General features: G+C 71.4%; 14 protein-coding genes and 1 tRNA gene. 10 read left to right on the plus strand and 5 right to left on the minus strand.

The genetic code is table 11. The features are described 5' to 3' along the window. Position 1: 1 nt before the first annotated feature. From AC3A3H_RS07065 to AC3A3H_RS07075, 3 genes are all read left to right on the plus strand, one after another. Positions 2-2,011, plus strand: a complete 2,010-nt coding sequence (locus tag AC3A3H_RS07065) for an alpha/beta hydrolase (RefSeq protein ID WP_487613844.1) — start codon at positions 2-4, stop codon at positions 2,009-2,011. Then, positions 2,008-2,583: a hypothetical protein gene (locus tag AC3A3H_RS07070; RefSeq protein ID WP_487613845.1), complete on the plus strand. Its 576-nt coding sequence runs from the start codon at positions 2,008-2,010 to the stop codon at positions 2,581-2,583. The genes AC3A3H_RS07065 and AC3A3H_RS07070 overlap by 4 nt, the downstream gene beginning before the upstream one ends. 121 nt (positions 2,584-2,704) lie before the next feature. After that, complete coding sequence (locus AC3A3H_RS07075) at positions 2,705-3,280, plus strand: hypothetical protein (protein ID WP_487613846.1); 576 nt, start codon at positions 2,705-2,707, stop codon at positions 3,278-3,280. A gap of 154 nt (positions 3,281-3,434) precedes the next feature. Here the strand turns inward: AC3A3H_RS07075 and AC3A3H_RS07080 are convergent, their stop codons facing one another. The 4 genes from AC3A3H_RS07080 to AC3A3H_RS07095 form a co-directional block, all read right to left on the minus strand. Continuing rightward, entirely contained in the window at positions 3,435-6,851 is a 3,417-nt protein-coding gene (locus AC3A3H_RS07080; RefSeq protein ID WP_487613847.1) for an ATP-binding protein, read from the minus strand. Continuing rightward, positions 6,848-7,537: a DUF4194 domain-containing protein gene (locus AC3A3H_RS07085; protein WP_487613848.1), complete on the minus strand. Its 690-nt coding sequence runs from the start codon at positions 7,535-7,537 to the stop codon at positions 6,848-6,850. Before AC3A3H_RS07085 ends, AC3A3H_RS07080 begins: the two co-directional genes overlap by 4 nt. Next, positions 7,534-9,024 carry a DUF3375 family protein gene (locus tag AC3A3H_RS07090; protein ID WP_487613849.1) on the minus strand — a complete coding sequence of 497 codons (1,491 nt, stop codon included), beginning with the start codon at positions 9,022-9,024 and terminating at the stop codon, positions 7,534-7,536. Before AC3A3H_RS07090 ends, AC3A3H_RS07085 begins: the two co-directional genes overlap by 4 nt. A gap of 71 nt (positions 9,025-9,095) precedes the next feature. Beyond that, positions 9,096-9,172, minus strand: a tRNA-Met gene (locus tag AC3A3H_RS07095). 122 nt (positions 9,173-9,294) lie between these two features. Between AC3A3H_RS07095 and AC3A3H_RS07100 the strand changes: the two genes are divergently transcribed. The 7 genes from AC3A3H_RS07100 to AC3A3H_RS07130 are packed head-to-tail and all read left to right on the plus strand — an operon-like array spanning position 9,295 to position 15,255. Next, positions 9,295-10,362: a PIG-L deacetylase family protein gene (locus AC3A3H_RS07100; protein ID WP_487613850.1), complete on the plus strand. Its 1,068-nt coding sequence runs from the start codon at positions 9,295-9,297 to the stop codon at positions 10,360-10,362. Further along, the gene (locus AC3A3H_RS07105; protein ID WP_487613851.1) at positions 10,359-11,369 is read left to right on the plus strand and encodes an ATP-grasp domain-containing protein; all 1,011 of its coding nucleotides are present in this window, start codon (positions 10,359-10,361) and stop codon (positions 11,367-11,369) included. Before AC3A3H_RS07100 ends, AC3A3H_RS07105 begins: the two co-directional genes overlap by 4 nt. Then, positions 11,366-12,142, plus strand: coding sequence for a PHP domain-containing protein (locus AC3A3H_RS07110; RefSeq protein ID WP_487613852.1), 777 nt, complete (start codon positions 11,366-11,368; stop codon positions 12,140-12,142). Before AC3A3H_RS07105 ends, AC3A3H_RS07110 begins: the two co-directional genes overlap by 4 nt. Beyond that, complete coding sequence (locus AC3A3H_RS07115) at positions 12,139-12,294, plus strand: hypothetical protein (RefSeq protein WP_487613853.1); 156 nt, start codon at positions 12,139-12,141, stop codon at positions 12,292-12,294. The genes AC3A3H_RS07110 and AC3A3H_RS07115 overlap by 4 nt, the downstream gene beginning before the upstream one ends. Next, the gene (locus tag AC3A3H_RS07120) at positions 12,291-12,680 is read left to right on the plus strand and encodes a response regulator (RefSeq protein WP_487613854.1); all 390 of its coding nucleotides are present in this window, start codon (positions 12,291-12,293) and stop codon (positions 12,678-12,680) included. The genes AC3A3H_RS07115 and AC3A3H_RS07120 overlap by 4 nt, the downstream gene beginning before the upstream one ends. After that, positions 12,677-14,452, plus strand: coding sequence for an ATP-binding protein (locus AC3A3H_RS07125; protein ID WP_487613855.1), 1,776 nt, complete (start codon positions 12,677-12,679; stop codon positions 14,450-14,452). Before AC3A3H_RS07120 ends, AC3A3H_RS07125 begins: the two co-directional genes overlap by 4 nt. Further along, on the plus strand, positions 14,449-15,255 hold the full coding sequence (locus AC3A3H_RS07130) for a carbon-nitrogen hydrolase family protein (RefSeq protein ID WP_487613856.1): 807 nt from the start codon (positions 14,449-14,451) through the stop codon (positions 15,253-15,255). The genes AC3A3H_RS07125 and AC3A3H_RS07130 overlap by 4 nt, the downstream gene beginning before the upstream one ends. Before the next feature lie 16 nt (positions 15,256-15,271). Here AC3A3H_RS07130 and AC3A3H_RS07135 read toward each other — a convergent pair whose 3' ends face one another. After that, positions 15,272-16,468 carry a pyridoxal phosphate-dependent aminotransferase gene (locus AC3A3H_RS07135; RefSeq protein WP_487613857.1) on the minus strand — a complete coding sequence of 399 codons (1,197 nt, stop codon included), beginning with the start codon at positions 16,466-16,468 and terminating at the stop codon, positions 15,272-15,274. Between the last annotated feature and the right edge of the window lie 318 nt (positions 16,469-16,786).

The raw sequence follows: 16,786 nt of genomic DNA on the forward strand, positions 1-16,786 counted from the left end.
CTTGATCTATGACGCGGTCGATTCAGCGAGTGTCAAGACCGCCTTGTCGGGGAATCTCAGCACTGCGCGGGCGGCGCTGGATGCGACGGAGAGGGCGACGAATCGTCTCGTCGCCGCTCTGGGCACAGGTGAGCTGTCCGGGAAGGGCTACTCGGCCGTCGAGGCGTTGTTCTCGCAGATCATTGCCCCGTGTCTTTCTGACGCGAGAACCGAGATCGACTCCATCGGGCGTGAGCTGGAGAAGTTCACGTTCGAGGACTCGAAGATCAGTCGTTTCGGGGTGTTGAAAGAGGATGAGCTGAACGTTCAGCTTCTTGCGACCAGGGCTCAGCTGGATGCGACCGAGCGCATGATGGAGGCGAATCGTGCCGCTGCCTCCGCACTGATTGCGGTGCCGGTGCTGGGTGAGGCGTTGCAGATGGCGAACGCCCGGCTGGAGTTGGTGCTGGCCCAGTTGGAGCGGGACGTTCGTGATCTGGAGGACAGGCTTTCCGCGCTGCAGGGCATCCACGTCGCAACGCGTGGGCTCTTTCACGACAGCCTTCAGAGGTTGGCTGCTGCGACCAGGGATGTCGTGGCATTGCTGAAGCAGCTGGACGACACCGACAGTCGCTCCACGCTTGTGGGTGCCATGAGGGTCGGAGGGGGTGCTCTGGCCTCACGAAGGAGTGCTCTCACCTACATGGCGTGGCTGGGTCCGTCGAAGGACGGTAAGTCCGCGACGCCGGGAGAGCTGTCGTCGCTGCTGAACGATTTGTCGCCGTCGCAGATGGAGGCGGTGCTCGCGGCGCATCCCGAACTGCTTCAGAGGTTTTGGGACCACCCGCCGGCGCCGGAGACGACCGCCGCCTGGTGGAAGGCCCTGGATGCGACACAGCGGGCGGAGTGGGCGAAAGCGGTTCCGCGCCTGATCGGGAACCTCGACGGTGTTCCCCCACGGGTACGTTCGGACGCGAACCGCCACTGCCTGACCGGCGACCTGGCCGCGGCGACGAAGCGTCTTACGGAGGCGAAGGCCGACCCGGAGCTCGGCTCACCGTTCGACGGGGTGCGTCAGGCGGCGCTGAATCGTCTCGCGGCAGCGGAGAAGCTGGCGCAGACGCTCTCCCGGATCGATATTGCCTACGGCGGCGGCCCGACCGGCACCCCGCCGCACGAGTTGTATGTCTACCAGCCCGGCGAGCGCACCAAAGTCGCCGTCAGCACCGGGCTCCTGGAGACCGCCGACCACATCAGCGTCCTCGTCCCCGGAATGGGAACCACCGCAAACGACATCGGCCAATATGGCATCGCTGCCAGAGGCCTGCAGCAGCAACAGTGGAAGGCGTCTGGTGTTGATCCGAGCAAGATCGCGGTGCTGTCGTGGCTGGATTACGACCCGCCCGGTGGAGCGGATGTGTGGGGCGTCACGCACGATGATCTCGCCAGGGTCGGGGCGGAACGGTTGGGGAACACGCTGCGCGGGCTGACCGCGGTGAAGGACTGGGCCGCGCAAGCGTCGGGGCTCTCGGTCATCGCACACTCGTACGGGACCAACGTCGCCACCCTCGCCCTGACCCAGCCGGAGGTGTCGGCCGGGCACGTGGTGTTGCTCGGCTCAGCCGGCATCGCCACCGAGGTCGGTTCCGCGGCTGCGTTGCACGTGCCCGGTGGGGAGGTCTTCGCGGCCGAAGGGGTCAACGACGAGTGGGCCGGGATTGGGCGGTTCGGTTCTGGGCGCGTAGACCCCACGCGCCCGGGCTTCGGCGCCCGAGCGTTCAGCGCGGAGAACACCGTCCTGGACGGCATCGCGCTCGAAGGGATCACTCAGCACGGCCCGTTCGGCAACAGCCAGAAGACCCCTGATTCCTACAGCTACCTCGACAACCTCACCTCCGCTCAGTACGGCACGGCGATGGCGACGATGGGGCGCGGGCAGGACCTCCCGGTCAGTGGCACTCCGATCGACCGGGGGAAGCTGCCGAATCCACAACCCCGACCGACCCCGACCCCGCGGGGAGTAGGACGATGACCAACCTCAGCAGACGCCGACCCCGCGTCATGCTGCGCGTGGTGGCAGTGACCGCTTTGCTCGTCACGGGAACTTTGACCGGGTGCACAGCACAGCCGAAGACCGCGAAGGAGATCCAGGAGATGGAAGACCAGGACCGCGCTGACCGCGCCGCCGTGCAGCAGGAGATCCAGGCCCTCTATGACGAGGCCACCGCCCTCGTCGCCGACACCTGGCCGACACCGTACTCGATGGAGTGGGGGACCGGGTGCGGTAACTACGCCGATGGCACCGAGTCGGAGAGCTGGAACATCGCCAACCAGTACAAAGGCCCTACCAAGGGCAGTCCCGAGGAGACAGCGGAGCGGGTTGCGGCGTTGTGGACCGAGCGCGGATTCCCGACGAAAGTGATCGAGGACAACCTTATCTACCCGCCGCGGAAGGTCGTGTCTTACCCGCCCTACCTCACCGGCGTCCGCGAAGACGGCTTCGCGATCGAGTTCACGATCGGCGAGAACTACTCCGACTTCGTGGGCTATAGCCGCTGTGCCCCCATCGACTCGACTGACCCGCGGCTGCCGAAGAACTGGTGAGCAAGCGCGCACAGACCTGGGCCTCGGAACACAGGGGCGGCTCCCTCCTCCCAGCCGGACTGGCCTTCGGTGCCCACCCGTTCAGCGCGGCACCCCGACCGACCCCGCACGGAGCAGGACGATGACCAACCTCAGCAGACGCCGACCCCGCCTCATGCTGCGCGTGGTGGCAGTGACGGCTCTGCTCGTCACGGGCACTCTGACCGGGTGCGCCGGACAGCCCAAGACTGCGAAGGAGATTCAGGAGATGGAAGACCAGGACCGCGCTGACCGCGCTGCCGTGCAGCAGGAGATCCAGGCCCTCTACGACGAAGCCACCGCCCTCGTCGCCGACACCTGGCCAACAGTGCCCGACAAAAGCTGGGGGACCGGGTGCGGTAACTACGCCGATGGCACCGAGTCGGAGAGCTGGAACATCTTCAACCAGTACTTCGGTCCGACGAAGTCGAATCCTGACGAGACGGCAGAACGGGTTGCGGCGTTGTGGACCGAGCGCGGGTTCCCGACGAAAGTGATCGAGGACAACCTCATCTACCCGCCGCGGAAAGTCGTCTCCTACCCGCCCTACCTCACCGGCGTCCGCGCAGACGGCTTCGCGATCGAGTTCACGATCGGCGAGGACTACTCCGACTTCCAGGGGTACAGCCGCTGTGCGCCCATCGACTCGACTGACCCGCGGCTGCCGAAGAACTGGTGAGCGCGTGCGTAACCCTTCCGGCGTCACAGGCGCGGCAGCGTAAGACATGAAGACCTCCGTTGGCTAGATGTGCGTGGTACCCGCAGCCTGCCGGGGAGGTCTTCACCTACATCAGGCGTTCACTGCCTTCCTAAGAAGCACACCGGGGTCGCCGTCAGACGGCCGCCGTGCCGATCCGCTCGCCTTCCAGCGCCTCCCGGATGCTGAGCGAGTAGATCCGCGACAGGCCGGGCCGCGCGGGGTCGCCCGTGACATACGCCACCGACTCGACGTGCTCCTCGAACGCGTTCACCTTGTCGCGCGGGGCGCCGACGATGAGCTGGAACCCGAGCCCGCGGAACGCCGCGAGCGCGCGGCCGGTGTACTCGTTGTCCGCCTTCACGAACCCTTCGTCGAGCACGATCGGGGCGTAGGTCGGGGTGGCGTCCGTCCCGTCGCCGAGCCGGTAGCGCAGCGCGGCGCCGAGCACGAACGCGATGAGCTCCTGGCCCTCGCCACCGGACTTGCCCGCGACGCCCTCGTGCACGATCTGGGCCCCGTCGGCGCGGGTCTCGATCGCGCGGAACTGGTAGTGCTCGCGCGCGTCCAGCACTCGGCGGCGCCAGGCCTCGCCCGCCCGCGAGCGCTCCTCCAGCCGGGACAGGTCGCGGCGCAGGTCGAGGAAGTCGCGCTCGATCGCCGCGGCGTCCCTCCTGTCGGCGCCCGCCGCGCCCGCCGCGCCCGCCGTGTGCTTGCGCAGCGTGCGGGTGAACTCGTGGAGGTCGCTGTTGGAGACCGGCCGCGGGTCGATGTCCAACGTCGACCCCTCCCGGAACTCGATGCCGCGCAGCGCGTTCGAGATCGGCCGGACGCCGCGGCGGATGGCGTGGCCGTCCTCCTCGATCTGGGTGAGCAGGGCGCGCAGGCTGTCGCCCATGCTCGCGCCGGCCTTGACCAGCCAGTCGGCCTTCGCGCGAGGGAGGTCGTCCTCGACGAGCACCCGGTGGATGGCCTGGACGGCGGGGAGGCTCTCGATCGTCGCGTCGATCTCGGCGGACGGGTCGAGGTCGCGATAGCGCTCGAACGTCACCACGAGCAGCTGCTCGACGTGCTCGACACTCTGCTGGTGGGCGTCGATCTGGTCGCGGAGCGCCGCCAGCGCCTCGGCATAGCGCCGGTCGACGTCGGCGGCCTCGCGCGGCGCTGCGAACGGCAGAGTGCCGAGCAGCAGGCGCTCCTCGGGGGTCAGCGGGCTGTTGGCCTCCAGGGCGTCGGCGATGCTGTCCTCGATGTCGATGAGGTCGGCGTGCTGCGACTCCAGCTCGTCCAGCCGCGTCTGCAGGGCCGCGCCACGCCGGGCGGCGGCGATCCGCTCGCGGTCGTGGCGCTCGGCCTCCTCCTGCAGCGCGGTCGCCTCGGGGTGCGCGACCGAGACGTTGGCGAGCTGTTCGGCGAGCTCGGCCACCCGGGCCGCGTGCGGCGCGACCTCGATGCGCTCCCAGTCGAGCGCGCCGACCGCGCCCAGGGCCTCGCTGCGGCGGCGGGCGTCGCCGTGCTCGGCCTCGGCCCGGTCGGAGTCGGCGCGCGCCTCCGCGAGCTCGGTCTCGAGCGCGGTGAGGCGCGCGGCCAGCTCGTGGAGGCGCGGCGTGTTGTCGAGGCCGATCCAGGAGGCGTTGCGGCGGTCGTCCTTGATGACCCGGCCGCGCGCGGCGGAGCGCATCCCGGAGCGGGTGACCGCGCCGGAGACGCCGGCCGGCCGCGAGGCGTCCAGCTCGTCCGGCGACTCGACGCACAGCACGCTGCGGTCGGCCACCAGCTCGTCGTGCAGCCAGCCGTGGAACGGGCTGGCGTCGTCGAACTGCAGGAGGGCTGGCACGGTCCGGTCGACGGGGTCGAGCGCGGGCGCGCGGCCCGCGGCGGCCGGCACCAGCACGACCCGGCCGCGCAGGTCGGCGTCGTTCACGAACCGGCGGACCCGGTCGAAGCTGCGCTCGTCGACGAGGAGGTGCGTGGCGACCTCACCGAGCACGGCCTCCACCGCCCTGCTCCAGTCCCGGCGGCCCGGGGCGACCTCGAACAGCTCGCCGGCGTACGGGAGGTCCTCCGGCGCGAGGCCGGCGCCTTCGGCGATCCGGCGGCGGCGCTCGTCCGCGTCGGCCGGCACGTTGCTGCGGCGCTGCTCGAACGACCGCTTCTCGGCGGTCGCGGCGGCGATGGCCTTCTTGGCGGCGTCCACCCGGCCGGCCAGCTCGTAGCGGTGCGCCTGCTGCTCCTCGTCGGCCGCGGCGGCGGTGAGGCGCGCTTCCGCCTCGCGCTGCAGCTCGGCCAGCTGCTCGGCCGACTCGGGCGCCGGGAGTCCGGCGCGGGCGAACAGGGCATCCGCCGCCGCGCGCTCCCGGGTCTGCGCCGCGAGGATCCGCTCGGCGAACTCGTGCTCGCGACGCAGGGCGACCGACGGGTCGCCGCCGGCCGCGGCGAGCCGGGCCTGGGCGTCCTGATGGGCGCGATGCGCGGCGCGCTCCTCGGCGTCGGCGTCCCGGCGCAGCGTCTCCTGCTCGCGCTTGCGGTCGCGCACCACGTCCACCTCGCCGGACACCCAGTCGCGGATGCGCTCGGCGAGCCAGACCCGCAGCCGCGGATCGCTCTCGCCGTCGGCGGGGGAGAGCAGGCGGCGCTTGCCGGTGGCGTCCTCGGCGGCGGCGGCGTACTGCTCGGCGCGGGCCGGGACGTCGGCGAGGACCTCCAGCTTGCGGCGGGTGGTCTCGAACACGTCGTAGAGCGCTGACGCCTCGCGGTAGCTGCTGAGGGTCGTCTCCCAGCGGGACAGGGCGCGCGGTTCGGTGAGCACGAAGCTCTTGAACAGCTCGTCGATGGAGAAGACGCCCTTGGACGCCTGGGCGCGGCGCAGCAGCGTGAGCGCCTTGAGCTGCGATTCGTCGCTGCCGCCGATCCCGAGCTCCTCGCACAGCCGCACGCGCAGCTCGGGCTGCGAGGAGGTGACCAGGTCGCGCTCCGGGTGCACCAGGCGGGCGAGGGAGGCACGGGTGAGCGGCGAGGAGCTGCCGGGCTCCTGGACGAGCTCGTTCAGCCTCCCGAGCGGGAACTCGCCGTGGGTGAGCAGGTAGACCGTCGCGGTGGTGACCTCGTCCTGGGTGGAGGTGTCCGGACCGATCCAGGCCAGGCGGGCGGCGGTGATCGTCTCGCCGAGCTCGGTGCGCCAGGTGATCGCGGCGCCGCTCGGGAAGGCCGTGCCGAGCGGGCGGAGGAAGTGCGTCGTGGTGGTGTCGGAGCCGGCGTCCCGCACCTCGTCGGTCTTCCCGCGCGCGTAGCTGTAGACCGTGCGCTCCGACCGCTGCCGGGAGTCGTCGCGGGCGGCGCGGTTGAACTCCTGCGGATTGGGCATGATGACCGCGGACATCGCGTCGAGCACGGTGGACTTGCCGCGGCCGGTCGGGCCGAGGATGGCGATGCCGCCGCGGCCGACGGGCATCCGGTGCAGGCCGTCGTAGCTGCCCCAGTTGAGGAGCTGCACGAGCTCGATGCGGAACTGGCCGCGGCGCAGCAGGCCGTCGTCGACGGGCAGGTCGGTCACTCGGCGTCCTCCTCGGTGGTGGCGGTATCGGTCTCGATGGGCGCTCCCGCACCTTCCAGGAACATCCGCTCCAGGTGCAGCAGCTCGGCCGTGCCGATCAGTGGAACGACGGCGGGCGAGACGACGAAGAGATCGGGGTCCTCCGGCGTCGGCGTGAGAAGTTCCAGCCGGTCGAGGGCCGCGATCGCCGCGCGGATGCGTCGGTCGACGCGCACCTCGTCGTGCGCGGAGTCGCCCTGGAACCGGCCGAGGAACTCGGCGATATGGTCGCGCGTCACGGTGACCGGCTCGTCCTGCGCGTCGGTGTAGGCGTGCTCCTGGCGGAGCAGCACGAGCAGCAGCGAGGCGTCGCGGGACAGCGGCTTCTCGCGGCGCAGCAGGACAGGGACGCCGTCCTCGCCGTTCTGGCGCTTGAAGGCGACCTCGTGCTCGCGGTCGAGGTGCAGAGTCAGGAAGAGCTCGTCGAGGCGGGCGCGGATGTCGTCCTCGTGGTCAAGGAGCCCGCGCCAGGCGTCCGGCTGCTTCGCCCGGGTGACGAACCGGCTGGTGAGCAGGGTGACGAGAGCCGTGCGCGCCTCGCGGGGGAGGGCGTCGGAGGGGCGGTCCCCGAAGGCGTCGGTGCCCTCGTGGTCCACCGCTTCCGCCTCCTCGCTGCCGCTGGGATCGTGTTCGAGCGTGTCCGTCACCGGTCCTCCGCCTCCTGGTCGTGCGCGTCCCGTCCGAAGACGAGCAGCGGCATGGTCACTTCGCGGTCGGCGTCGGCCAGCTCCAGCGGAACGGTCTGGACGCCCTCGGCCACGGCGCCGTGCTCGGCGCCCAGCTCGATCAGGCTCACGGCGAGCCCGAGCCGGCGGAACTCCGGCGGAGTCTCCGCGTACACGTCGGCGCCGGTGATGGTCTCGGCGCGTGAGAGCAGCGCGTCGATCGTCTCCCGCACGGCGGCGGCGCTGGTCCCCACGGCGAGCCGGAGCGCCTCACGGTCGTGCTCGGGCAGCGGGTCGTCGTTCTCGGTGATGGCGACGCCGACCTCCGGTCGGCCCCGGTCGCGCCAGAGCTGCGTCTGGGTCACGTCGACCAGGTCCCAGCCGCCGATGCCGAGCACGTCGCCGTCGACCAGCACCGGGCCGGGCCGGCGCTCCGTCCAGAGCGCCCCGGCGTCGAGCGCACGGGCCGCGAGCGCGAGCAGCCGGGCGTGCCGGTCCGAGCCGCTGCGACTGAGGAACCGGCGCAGCGACGAGGTCCAGCGCACGTAGGTCTCCTGGACGGTCTGCTCCTCGGCCAGCAGCGAGGTGATCAGCGTCTCCAGCTGCGTGCGCTGCCGTTCGGTCAGCTCCGTGTCGGGCCGCGACAGCACCCGGTCGATGTCGGCGCGCATGCCCTCCAGCTCGCGGGAGGACAGCATCCCGGCGAAGCCGCGGTAAGCGCGCCCCTCCGGCGTCTGCTCCAGCAGGTCGTTGTCGCGCAGGAAGCGGTCGACGAGCGCGCCCTTGCCGACGTGCTCCGAGGAAGCAGCGCGTGCGACCTCGCGGTGGCGCTGCTCGACCATCGCGCCCAGCTGGCGGAAGTCCTCCGGCAGGGTCGCGGTGAGCCGCAGGACCTCGCGCACCTGACGCGCGACGGTCTCGGGGGAGGCGGAGACGGCCCCGTCGCGCGCGATCGCGTCGCGGCGGGCCTGCAGCTCCGCGATCTCCCGGTCGAGGCGTTCGAGCTGGGACTCCGCGGTGGGGTCGGTGAGCGCGGCGAGCTGGTGGACGGCGTGCGCGATGCTCGCGAAGCGCGCCTCCGACACCGCGCTGTCCGGCTCGGCGAGCTCGCGGACGATCCGCAGCGCCTGGAGGGCGTACTGCGAGAGCCGGTAGCGCGCGCGGCCCTCGCCGGCCCCGGCGCGGGTGCGGATCAGCCAGCGGCTGTCCACCCAGCTCCGGCAGTACTCGACGGGGGAGGTGCGGGACGACTCGGGATCGGCCGGCGGCTCGCGGTCGTCCTCGAGCGCATCGAGCGCTTCGGCGACCTTCTGGTGGAACCAGTCCGCCGAGACCGTGCCGTCGGCGTATTCGAGATGGCGCGAGAAGAGCGGGAGGACCCAGCGGCCGTTATAGCTGCGCAGGAGCGCCCAGGTGGGATGCTCCTCCCAGACCGCGGCGACGCGCCCGGCGTCGAGAGCCTCGTCCACTCGTCCTCCGGAATGCACTGCAGACAAAAATCGGCCCGGACCTGGGGATTTCTCCTCAAGTCCGGGCCAGTTGGTTGCGGGGGCAGGATTTGAACCTACGACCTCTGGGTTATGAGCCCAGCGAGCTACCGAGCTGCTCCACCCCGCGGCACAAGAAGTGACTCTATCACGGCACCGGAGGAGTGTGAAATCGGCTGCAGCCCCGGGCGAGTCCGAATCGCGTAGACCGATCGTCCCAGTAGAGTCGAGCCAGAATCCGGGGAGGAGCGTATGGCGAACTCTGCTCAGAAGTACCGCGTTTGCGTGATCGAGGACGATCCGGACGTCGCGTTCTACATGAAGACGGTGCTCGAGAAGCGCGCCGACGCCCAGGTGGTCGCGGTGACCGATCCGTCCATCGCGCTCGACACCATCTCGGCCTTCGACCCGGACGTGGTCATCACGGACATCGAGATGCCGGGCATCTCCGGCATCGACCTCCTCCGCGAGCTGCGCGCGCGTCACCCCGGGATGCCCGTGGTGGTGATGACCGCGCATGTCTCGGTCGACTACGCGGTCTCCGCGCTCCGGGCCCAGGCGGACGAGTTCCTCACCAAGCCGATCGCGTCCTCCGAGCTCGTCGCCATCGTCGGGCGCCTCGCCGAGGAGGGCCGCGCCAAGCGCGCGGCCAGCCAGCAGCAGGTCGTGCTGGCCATCGGCGCGCACCCGGACGACGTCGAGATCGGCGTCGGCGGCATCCTCGCCGCGCACCGCGAGGCCGGCAACCAGGTGGTCATCCTGACGCTCTCCCGCGGCGCCCGGGGCGGCGACGCCGAGGACCGCCAGCATGAATCGCTCGCGGCGGCGGAGCTGCTCGGAGCCAGGCTGTTCCTGGAGGACCTCGAGGACACCCGCATCTCCGCTGCCGACCCGACCGTCGGCATCATCGAGCGCGTCGTCGCCGAGGTGAAGCCGGACATCGTCTACACCCACTCCGCGCACGACCGCCACCAGGACCACCGTGCCGTGCACGCTGCCGTGAACGTCGCGACCCGCGACGTGCGCACCGTCTGCTGCTTCCAGAGCCCGTCCGCGACGATCGACTTCCGCCCGACCCGGTTCGTACCGATCGACGGGTTCACCGAGGCGAAGCTGCGGCTCATCGACTGCTTCCGCTCGCAGAGCGAGCAGCGCAGCTACATGGAGCACGACTTCGTGCTCGCCACGGCGCGCTACTGGTCGCGGTTCGGCGGCGGGACGAACTGCGAGCCGCTGGAGGTGATGCGCGACACCGCGGACATCTCAGTGCCGGCCGCGAGCGTCCACACCGACGCCCGGATCCGGAGGAACCACGAATGAGCCCGGAGACCACCCGCGTCCTCGTCACCGGAGCCGGCGGACCGGCCGGGATCGCCGTGATCCGCTCGCTGCTGAAGCGCGACGACGTGGAGGTGCTCGCCGCCGACATGGACGGCTGGGCGAGCGGGCTGTACCTGGTGCCGGAGAATGCCCGCCGGATCGTGTCGCCCGGGAAGTCGCCACGCTTCGTCGACGAGCTGATCGCGATGTGCGCCGCCGACGACATCGACGTGCTGTTCTCGACGGTGGACGTCGAGCTGCCAGGGCTCGCCGCGCGCCGGGACGAGCTGGCCGCCGTCGGCACGTCGCTCGCGGCGCCGAGCCTCGAGACCCTCGTGACCTGCCTCGACAAGTTCCGGCTCGCGCAGGCGGTCGCCGGAGCGGCGCGGATCCCGGAGACCCGGCTGCTCGACCGCGACGGCGTCGGAGCCGAGTGGGTCTTCCCGGTCATCGTCAAGCCGCGCAGCGGTGCGGGATCGCGCGGCGTCCGGCTGATCGCCGACCGTGCGGCGCTGGAGGCGCTGGGCGAGGACCGGAGCATCATCATCCAGGAGAACCTCCCAGGCGAGGAGTTCTCCGTCGACGTGCTCGCGGCGCTCGACGGCAGCGTGATCGCCGCCGTGCCCCGCTCGCGCGAGCGCGTGGACTCCGGCGTCTCGATCGCCGGGCGCACCGTCCGCCGCGCCGAGCTGTCGGAGACCGCCGCCGCCGTGGCGCGCGCCGTCGGCCTGACCGGGGTGGCCAACGTGCAGCTGCGCTACAGCAGCGACGGCGTCCCCGCCCTGCTGGAGGTCAACCCGCGCTTCCCCGGGGCGATGCCCCTCACGATCGCCGCCGGCGTCGACATGCCGTCCCTGCTGCTCGACCTGGTGCTGGGCCGTCCGGTGCCGTCCGCGGTCGACTTCGCCGAGCTGGCCAACGTGCGCTTCCTGGAGGACGTGTTCCTCGACCCGGGCGACGTGCTGGTCTCCGACAACGCCGCGCACACGGAGGGTCCGGAGGAGTGACCGACGGCACGACGGGGCTCAGCCGGCTCCTGGAGGGCGACTACCACGTCCACTCGACCTTCTCGGACGACGCCCGCAGCACGCTCGCCGAGAACATCGCCTCGGCTCACCGAGCCGGCCTGCGCACCGTGCGGCTGACCGACCACGTGCGCGCCTCGACGACCTGGGTGCCGGAGTTCGTCGCGGCGGTCGCCGCAGAACCGGTGCCGGACGGGCTCACGGTGCTCACCGGCGTGGAGGCGAAGCTCCTCGACGCGAGCGGGGCGGTCGACACCCCCGCCGGACTCGTCGTCGGTCCGGGCGGTGTGGACGCGATCGTCATCGGCGACCACCAGTTCCCCGGCACGGACGGCCCGTGGTCGCCCGAGGCCACCCGGGCGCGGCTCGCCGCCGGCCTCTCGGCCGACGACGCCCTCGACCTGCTCGTGGAGGCGAGCGTACGCGCGATGGAGCGCACTCCGCACGCGCAGCTTGCGCACTGGTTCTCGATCCTGCCGAAGATCGGCCTCGCCGAGGAGCAGCTCGGCGGCGACCGGCTGGCCGCCTGGGCGGCTGCGGCCGCCGCGACCGGCACGATCGTCGAGGTCAACGAGAAGTGGGCCTGCCCCGGGCCGTTCGCCGTGCGCGCGCTCCTGGCCGCCGGAGCGCGTATCGTTGCGTCCACGGACAGTCACGACGCCGCCGACGTCGGCCGCTACGACCGGGTGGCGGCCCTGTTCGACGCCGTCGCCGTGGAGTCAGCAGGTGGCGCGCAGTTGGAGGAGCAGGGATGAGCCCCGTCGACCTGACCCGCGTGCAGCGCGAGGAGCTGCAGCGCGAGCTGGACCGCAACCGGCGCTGGGAGCTGCGCCTGCCGATCTACGGCGGTATTGCGCTCCTCGTCGTCGCCGCGATCGGCGTCGTGCGGGTGGTGTTCTTCCCGTGAGCGCCGCGAAGCGGGTCGTGATCGCGGACGACGACGCCGACATCCGGGCCCTGATGGTCATCGCAGCCAACCGGGCCGGCGTCGAGATCGCGTCGGCCGTCGACAACGGTCGGGCGGCGCTCGACGCGGTCACCGAGGGCGGCATCGACCTGGTGGTGCTCGACATCTCGATGCCCGGCCTCAACGGCGTGGAGGTCGCGGACGCGATCCGCGGCGACGCGGCGATCAAGGACACGCTCATCCTGATGGTGTCCGCCTCGGTGCAGCTCCTGACCGATCACGGCGTCGTCGCCGACCGCTCCGACAGCTTCATCATCAAACCGTTCAGCCCCCGGGTGCTCTCCGAGCGCATCCGCTCGATGCTCGGACTGGGAGAACCCGCATGACGGTCGACCGGTGGCTCAGCCGCATCCCCCTCGAATCCCCGTCGGTCCTCGTGAAGCTGGTGCCGACGCTCGTCGGCTTCGCCATCGCCCTGGGCCTGTCGCTGATCCCCGGCGTGGTGAGCGCACACATCACGACCTTCATCGTGGGCGCCGTGGCCGTGATGATCGGAGCCCTCCTGCTGGCGGTGCTCGTGCCGTGGCCGCGGATCGACGTGCACTGGTCCGTCGCCGTCCCGCTGATCGCGATGCTCTCGATCGGCCTGATGCGCATCGGGACCGGGGGCTCGACGTCGTCCATCGGCGTCATCCTGCTGCTGCCGTTCGTCTGGATCGCCACGGAGGAGGGGCGGCGCAACATCATCATCGCCGCCCTCGGCATCTTCCTGGTGCTGATCGGCCCGATCGTGGTCGCCGGCACGCCGAGCAGCCCGGCCGACGTCATCCGCGCCTTCTTCTCGCCCGTCATCTACGCGATCGTCGCCGCGGTCGTCAACGAGATCGCCCACCGCTCGCGCGCGCAGCTGAAGGCCACCCGTGCCGCCGCGGCGCAGCGCGAGGAGCTCCTCGAGCAGGCGGTGCGCACGCAGGACGAGCTGGTGCTCAACGAGGCGCGGCTCAAGACGGCGAACCGGCTCATCCAGAGCATCTGGAACGCCGTGACCGAGCAGTCGGTGATCGGCACCGACCTCGACGGTGTGATCGACGTCTGGAACCCCGGCGCCGAGAAGATGCTCGGGCTCACCGAGAAACAGGTACTCGGAGCGAACCGGAAGGTCATCGAGTTCCACCTCGTGAGCGAGCTCGAGCAGCGGCTGCGCGACATGGACGCCCGCTTCACCACGGTGTCGGGGATGGACGACTTCTCCGCACTCGTCGACACGGTCCGGGCGGGCTACGCCGACGTGCGCGACTGGACCTACGTGCGCGCCGACGGCAAGCAGGTCCCTGTCCAGGTCGCCGCGACGCCGCGGCTGGACGAGAACGGGCACCGGGTCGGCTTCATCTTCGTCGCGACGGACATGACGCAGGCCAGGGAGTTCGCGCGCCTCAAGGACGAGTTCGTCGGCCTCATCTCGCACGAGCTGCGCACGCCGCTCAGCTCGATCCTCGGCTACCTCGAGCTGATGCGGGACGACGACGAGGCCCCGCTGTCGCAGGAGCAGTTGCAATACCTCGGGGTGGCCGAGCGCAACGCGCACCGGCTGCTGCGGCTGGTCGGCGACCTCCTGTTCACCGCCCAGGTCGAGTCCGGCCGGTTCCCGATCGACATCACGGACGCCGAGCTGCGCTCGGTCGTCGGCGCCTCGGTGGAGTCCGCGACCCCGGTCGCCGCCACCGCGGGCGTCGAGCTCGTCTGCGACGTCCCCGACGAGACGGTGGAGGTGCGCGGCGACACCGTGCGGCTGGGCCAGGCCGTCGACAACCTCGTCTCGAACGCGCTGAAGTTCACGCCGTCGGGCGGCAGGGTGACCGTCTCGCTGCGGCGCGAGGGGGACGAGGCGGTGGTCGCCGTGACCGACACCGGCATCGGCATCCCGGCGGTGGAGCTCAGCCAGCTCTCGCAGCGGTTCTTCCGGGCGTCGACCGCGACGCGCAACGCCGTCCCCGGCGTCGGCCTCGGCCTGACGATCACCAAGGCCATCGTGACCGCGCACGGCGGCCGGCTCGACATCGCGAGCGAGGAGGGCGTCGGCACCTCGATCAGCCTCCGGCTCCCGACGGAGACGCCCCGCCCGGTCGCGGAGGCCGTGCCCGCCGAGGCCCGGCCGTGAGCGCGGTCGGCGTCGCGGTCGCCCAGTTCACGCCCGGCGACGACCGGGTGCACAACCGCGACGTCGCCACCGCGCTGATCGCCGTCGCGGCGGCACGCGGAGCCCGGCTCGTGGTGCTTCCGGAGTACTCCTCCTACTTCACCGACCCACTGGGGCCGTCGTTCGCGCGCAACGCCGAACCGCTGGACGGGGAGTTCGTGCGCGCGCTCCAGGCCGCGGCCCGGGAGCACGAGGTCTTCGTGATCGCGGGCCTGGTGGAGCAGACCGGGGTGCACGACAAGTTCGCGAACACGCTCGTCGCCGTCGGCCCGAACGGCGAGACGCTCGCCGTCTACCGGAAGCAGCACCTCTACGACGCCTTCGGCTCGATCGAGTCGGACTGGGTGGTGCCCGGCGACCTGGCCGTGCCGGAGGTGTTCGAGGTGGACGGCCTCCGGATCGGCATGCAGACCTGCTACGACCTGCGCTTCCCCGAGGTGACCAGGCGGCTCGCCGACGCGGGCGCCGAGCTGGTCGCCGTGCCGGCCGAGTGGGTGCGCGGCCCGCTCAAGGAGCAGCACTGGTCGACACTGCTGGCGGCGCGCGCGATCGAGAACACCCTCTACGTCGCGGCCGCCGACCACACGCCGCCGATCGGCGTCGGGAGCAGCGCGATCATCGACCCGATGGGGGTCGTGCTCGCCGGCCTGGGGGAGACCTCCGGGGTCGCCATCGCCGAGGCGTCGGTGGAGCGGGTGCACGAGGTGCGCCGGCGCAATCCGGCGCTCGCGCTGCGGCGCTACCGGGTGGAGCCGATCGACTGAGTGCGCCGCGCGCGCTTCAGGCGCCGAGCGTCGCGAGTCGCGCCGCAGCCTCCTCCAGCACCTCGACGCGCTTGCAGAACGCGAAGCGCACCAGCGAGGCCGTCCGGCGTGCGTACTCGTCGCGGCAGAACGCGGACAGCGGCACCGCCACCACCCCGGTGAGCTCGGGGAGCCGGCGGCAGAACGCGACGGCGTCGAGGTGGCCGAGCGGCGCGGCGTCGGCGACGACGAAGTAGGTGCCGTCACTGCGGTGCACGTCGAAGCCTGCGGCCCGCAGCCCGGCGGACAACACGTCGCGCTTGTGGGCGAGGGCGGCGGCGATCCCGGTGAAGAACGCGTCGGGGAGCGCGAGCCCCGTGGCGATCGCCGGCTGGAACGGCGCGCCGTTCACATAGGTGAGGAACTGTTTGACGGCCAGGATCGCCGTCACGAGCTCCGCGGGCGCGGTCAGCCAGCCGACCTTCCAGCCGGTCGTGTTGAACGTCTTGCCTCCGGAGGAGATCGTCACGGTCCGCTCCCGGCCGCCGGGAAGCGTCGCGATCGGGATGTGCTGCGGCCCGAAGGTCAGGTGCTCGTAGACCTCGTCGGTGACGACGATCGCGTCGTGCCGGTGGGCGAGCTCGACGATCGTCGTCAGGGTCTCGCGGTCGAAGACGGCGCCGGTGGGGTTGTGCGGGGTGTTGACCAGGATGATCCTGGTCCGGTCGGTCACCGTGCTCCGCAGCCGGTCCAGGTCGGGCCGGAACGCGGGCGGCTCGAGCGGCACGGTGCGGTGCACACCGCCGGCGAGCGAGATCACCGCGCCGTACTCGTCGTAGAACGGCTCGAACGTGACGACCTCGTCGCCAGGCTCCAGGAGCGCGAGCAAGGTCGCCGCGATGCCCTCGGTCGCGCCGGCCGTGACCAGGACCTCGCGGTCGGGGTCGACCTCCAGCCCGTAGAAGCGGCGCTGGTGATCGGCGACTGCGTGCCGCAGCTCCGGGACGCCGATGCCGGGCGGGTACTGGTTCGCGCCCTGCCGGATGGCGTCGACGGCGGCCTCGAGCACGACCGCCGGTCCGTCCTCGTCGGGGAAGCCCTGGCCGAGGTTGATCGCGCCCGTCCGCACGGCGAGCGCGCTCATCTCCGCGAAGATCGTGGGGCGGACTGTGCCGTCCGCGCCGAGCAGTCCCGCACCGCGGGCGGCGGACGTCCATGCGCCGGAAACCGTCATGTCTCCAACCTAGGGCCTCGCTCCCATCGCATCCATTCGTTACGTTGGGGGGAGTCATCGGGAGGCGGAAGGTCGCCCACAGGACCCCCAAATAGAACGTTCAGGTTGGCATCCCAAGCTGTCTAGTGCTTGGAAGGAGCACCACACCATGACCGACACCCCGATCACCCCGGAGCCCGCACAGCCCCAGAACGACGCCGACACCGGCGCGGTCGTGGATGCCGGCGCGGCTCGTCCCACCGAGACCCCCGCCGCTCCGGCCGCCACCCCGGCCGCCGCTGCCGAGCAGGCTCCCGCGACGCCGGCCCCCGCCGCCGA

The organism is Leifsonia sp. Soil_N53 (assembly GCF_057655165.1).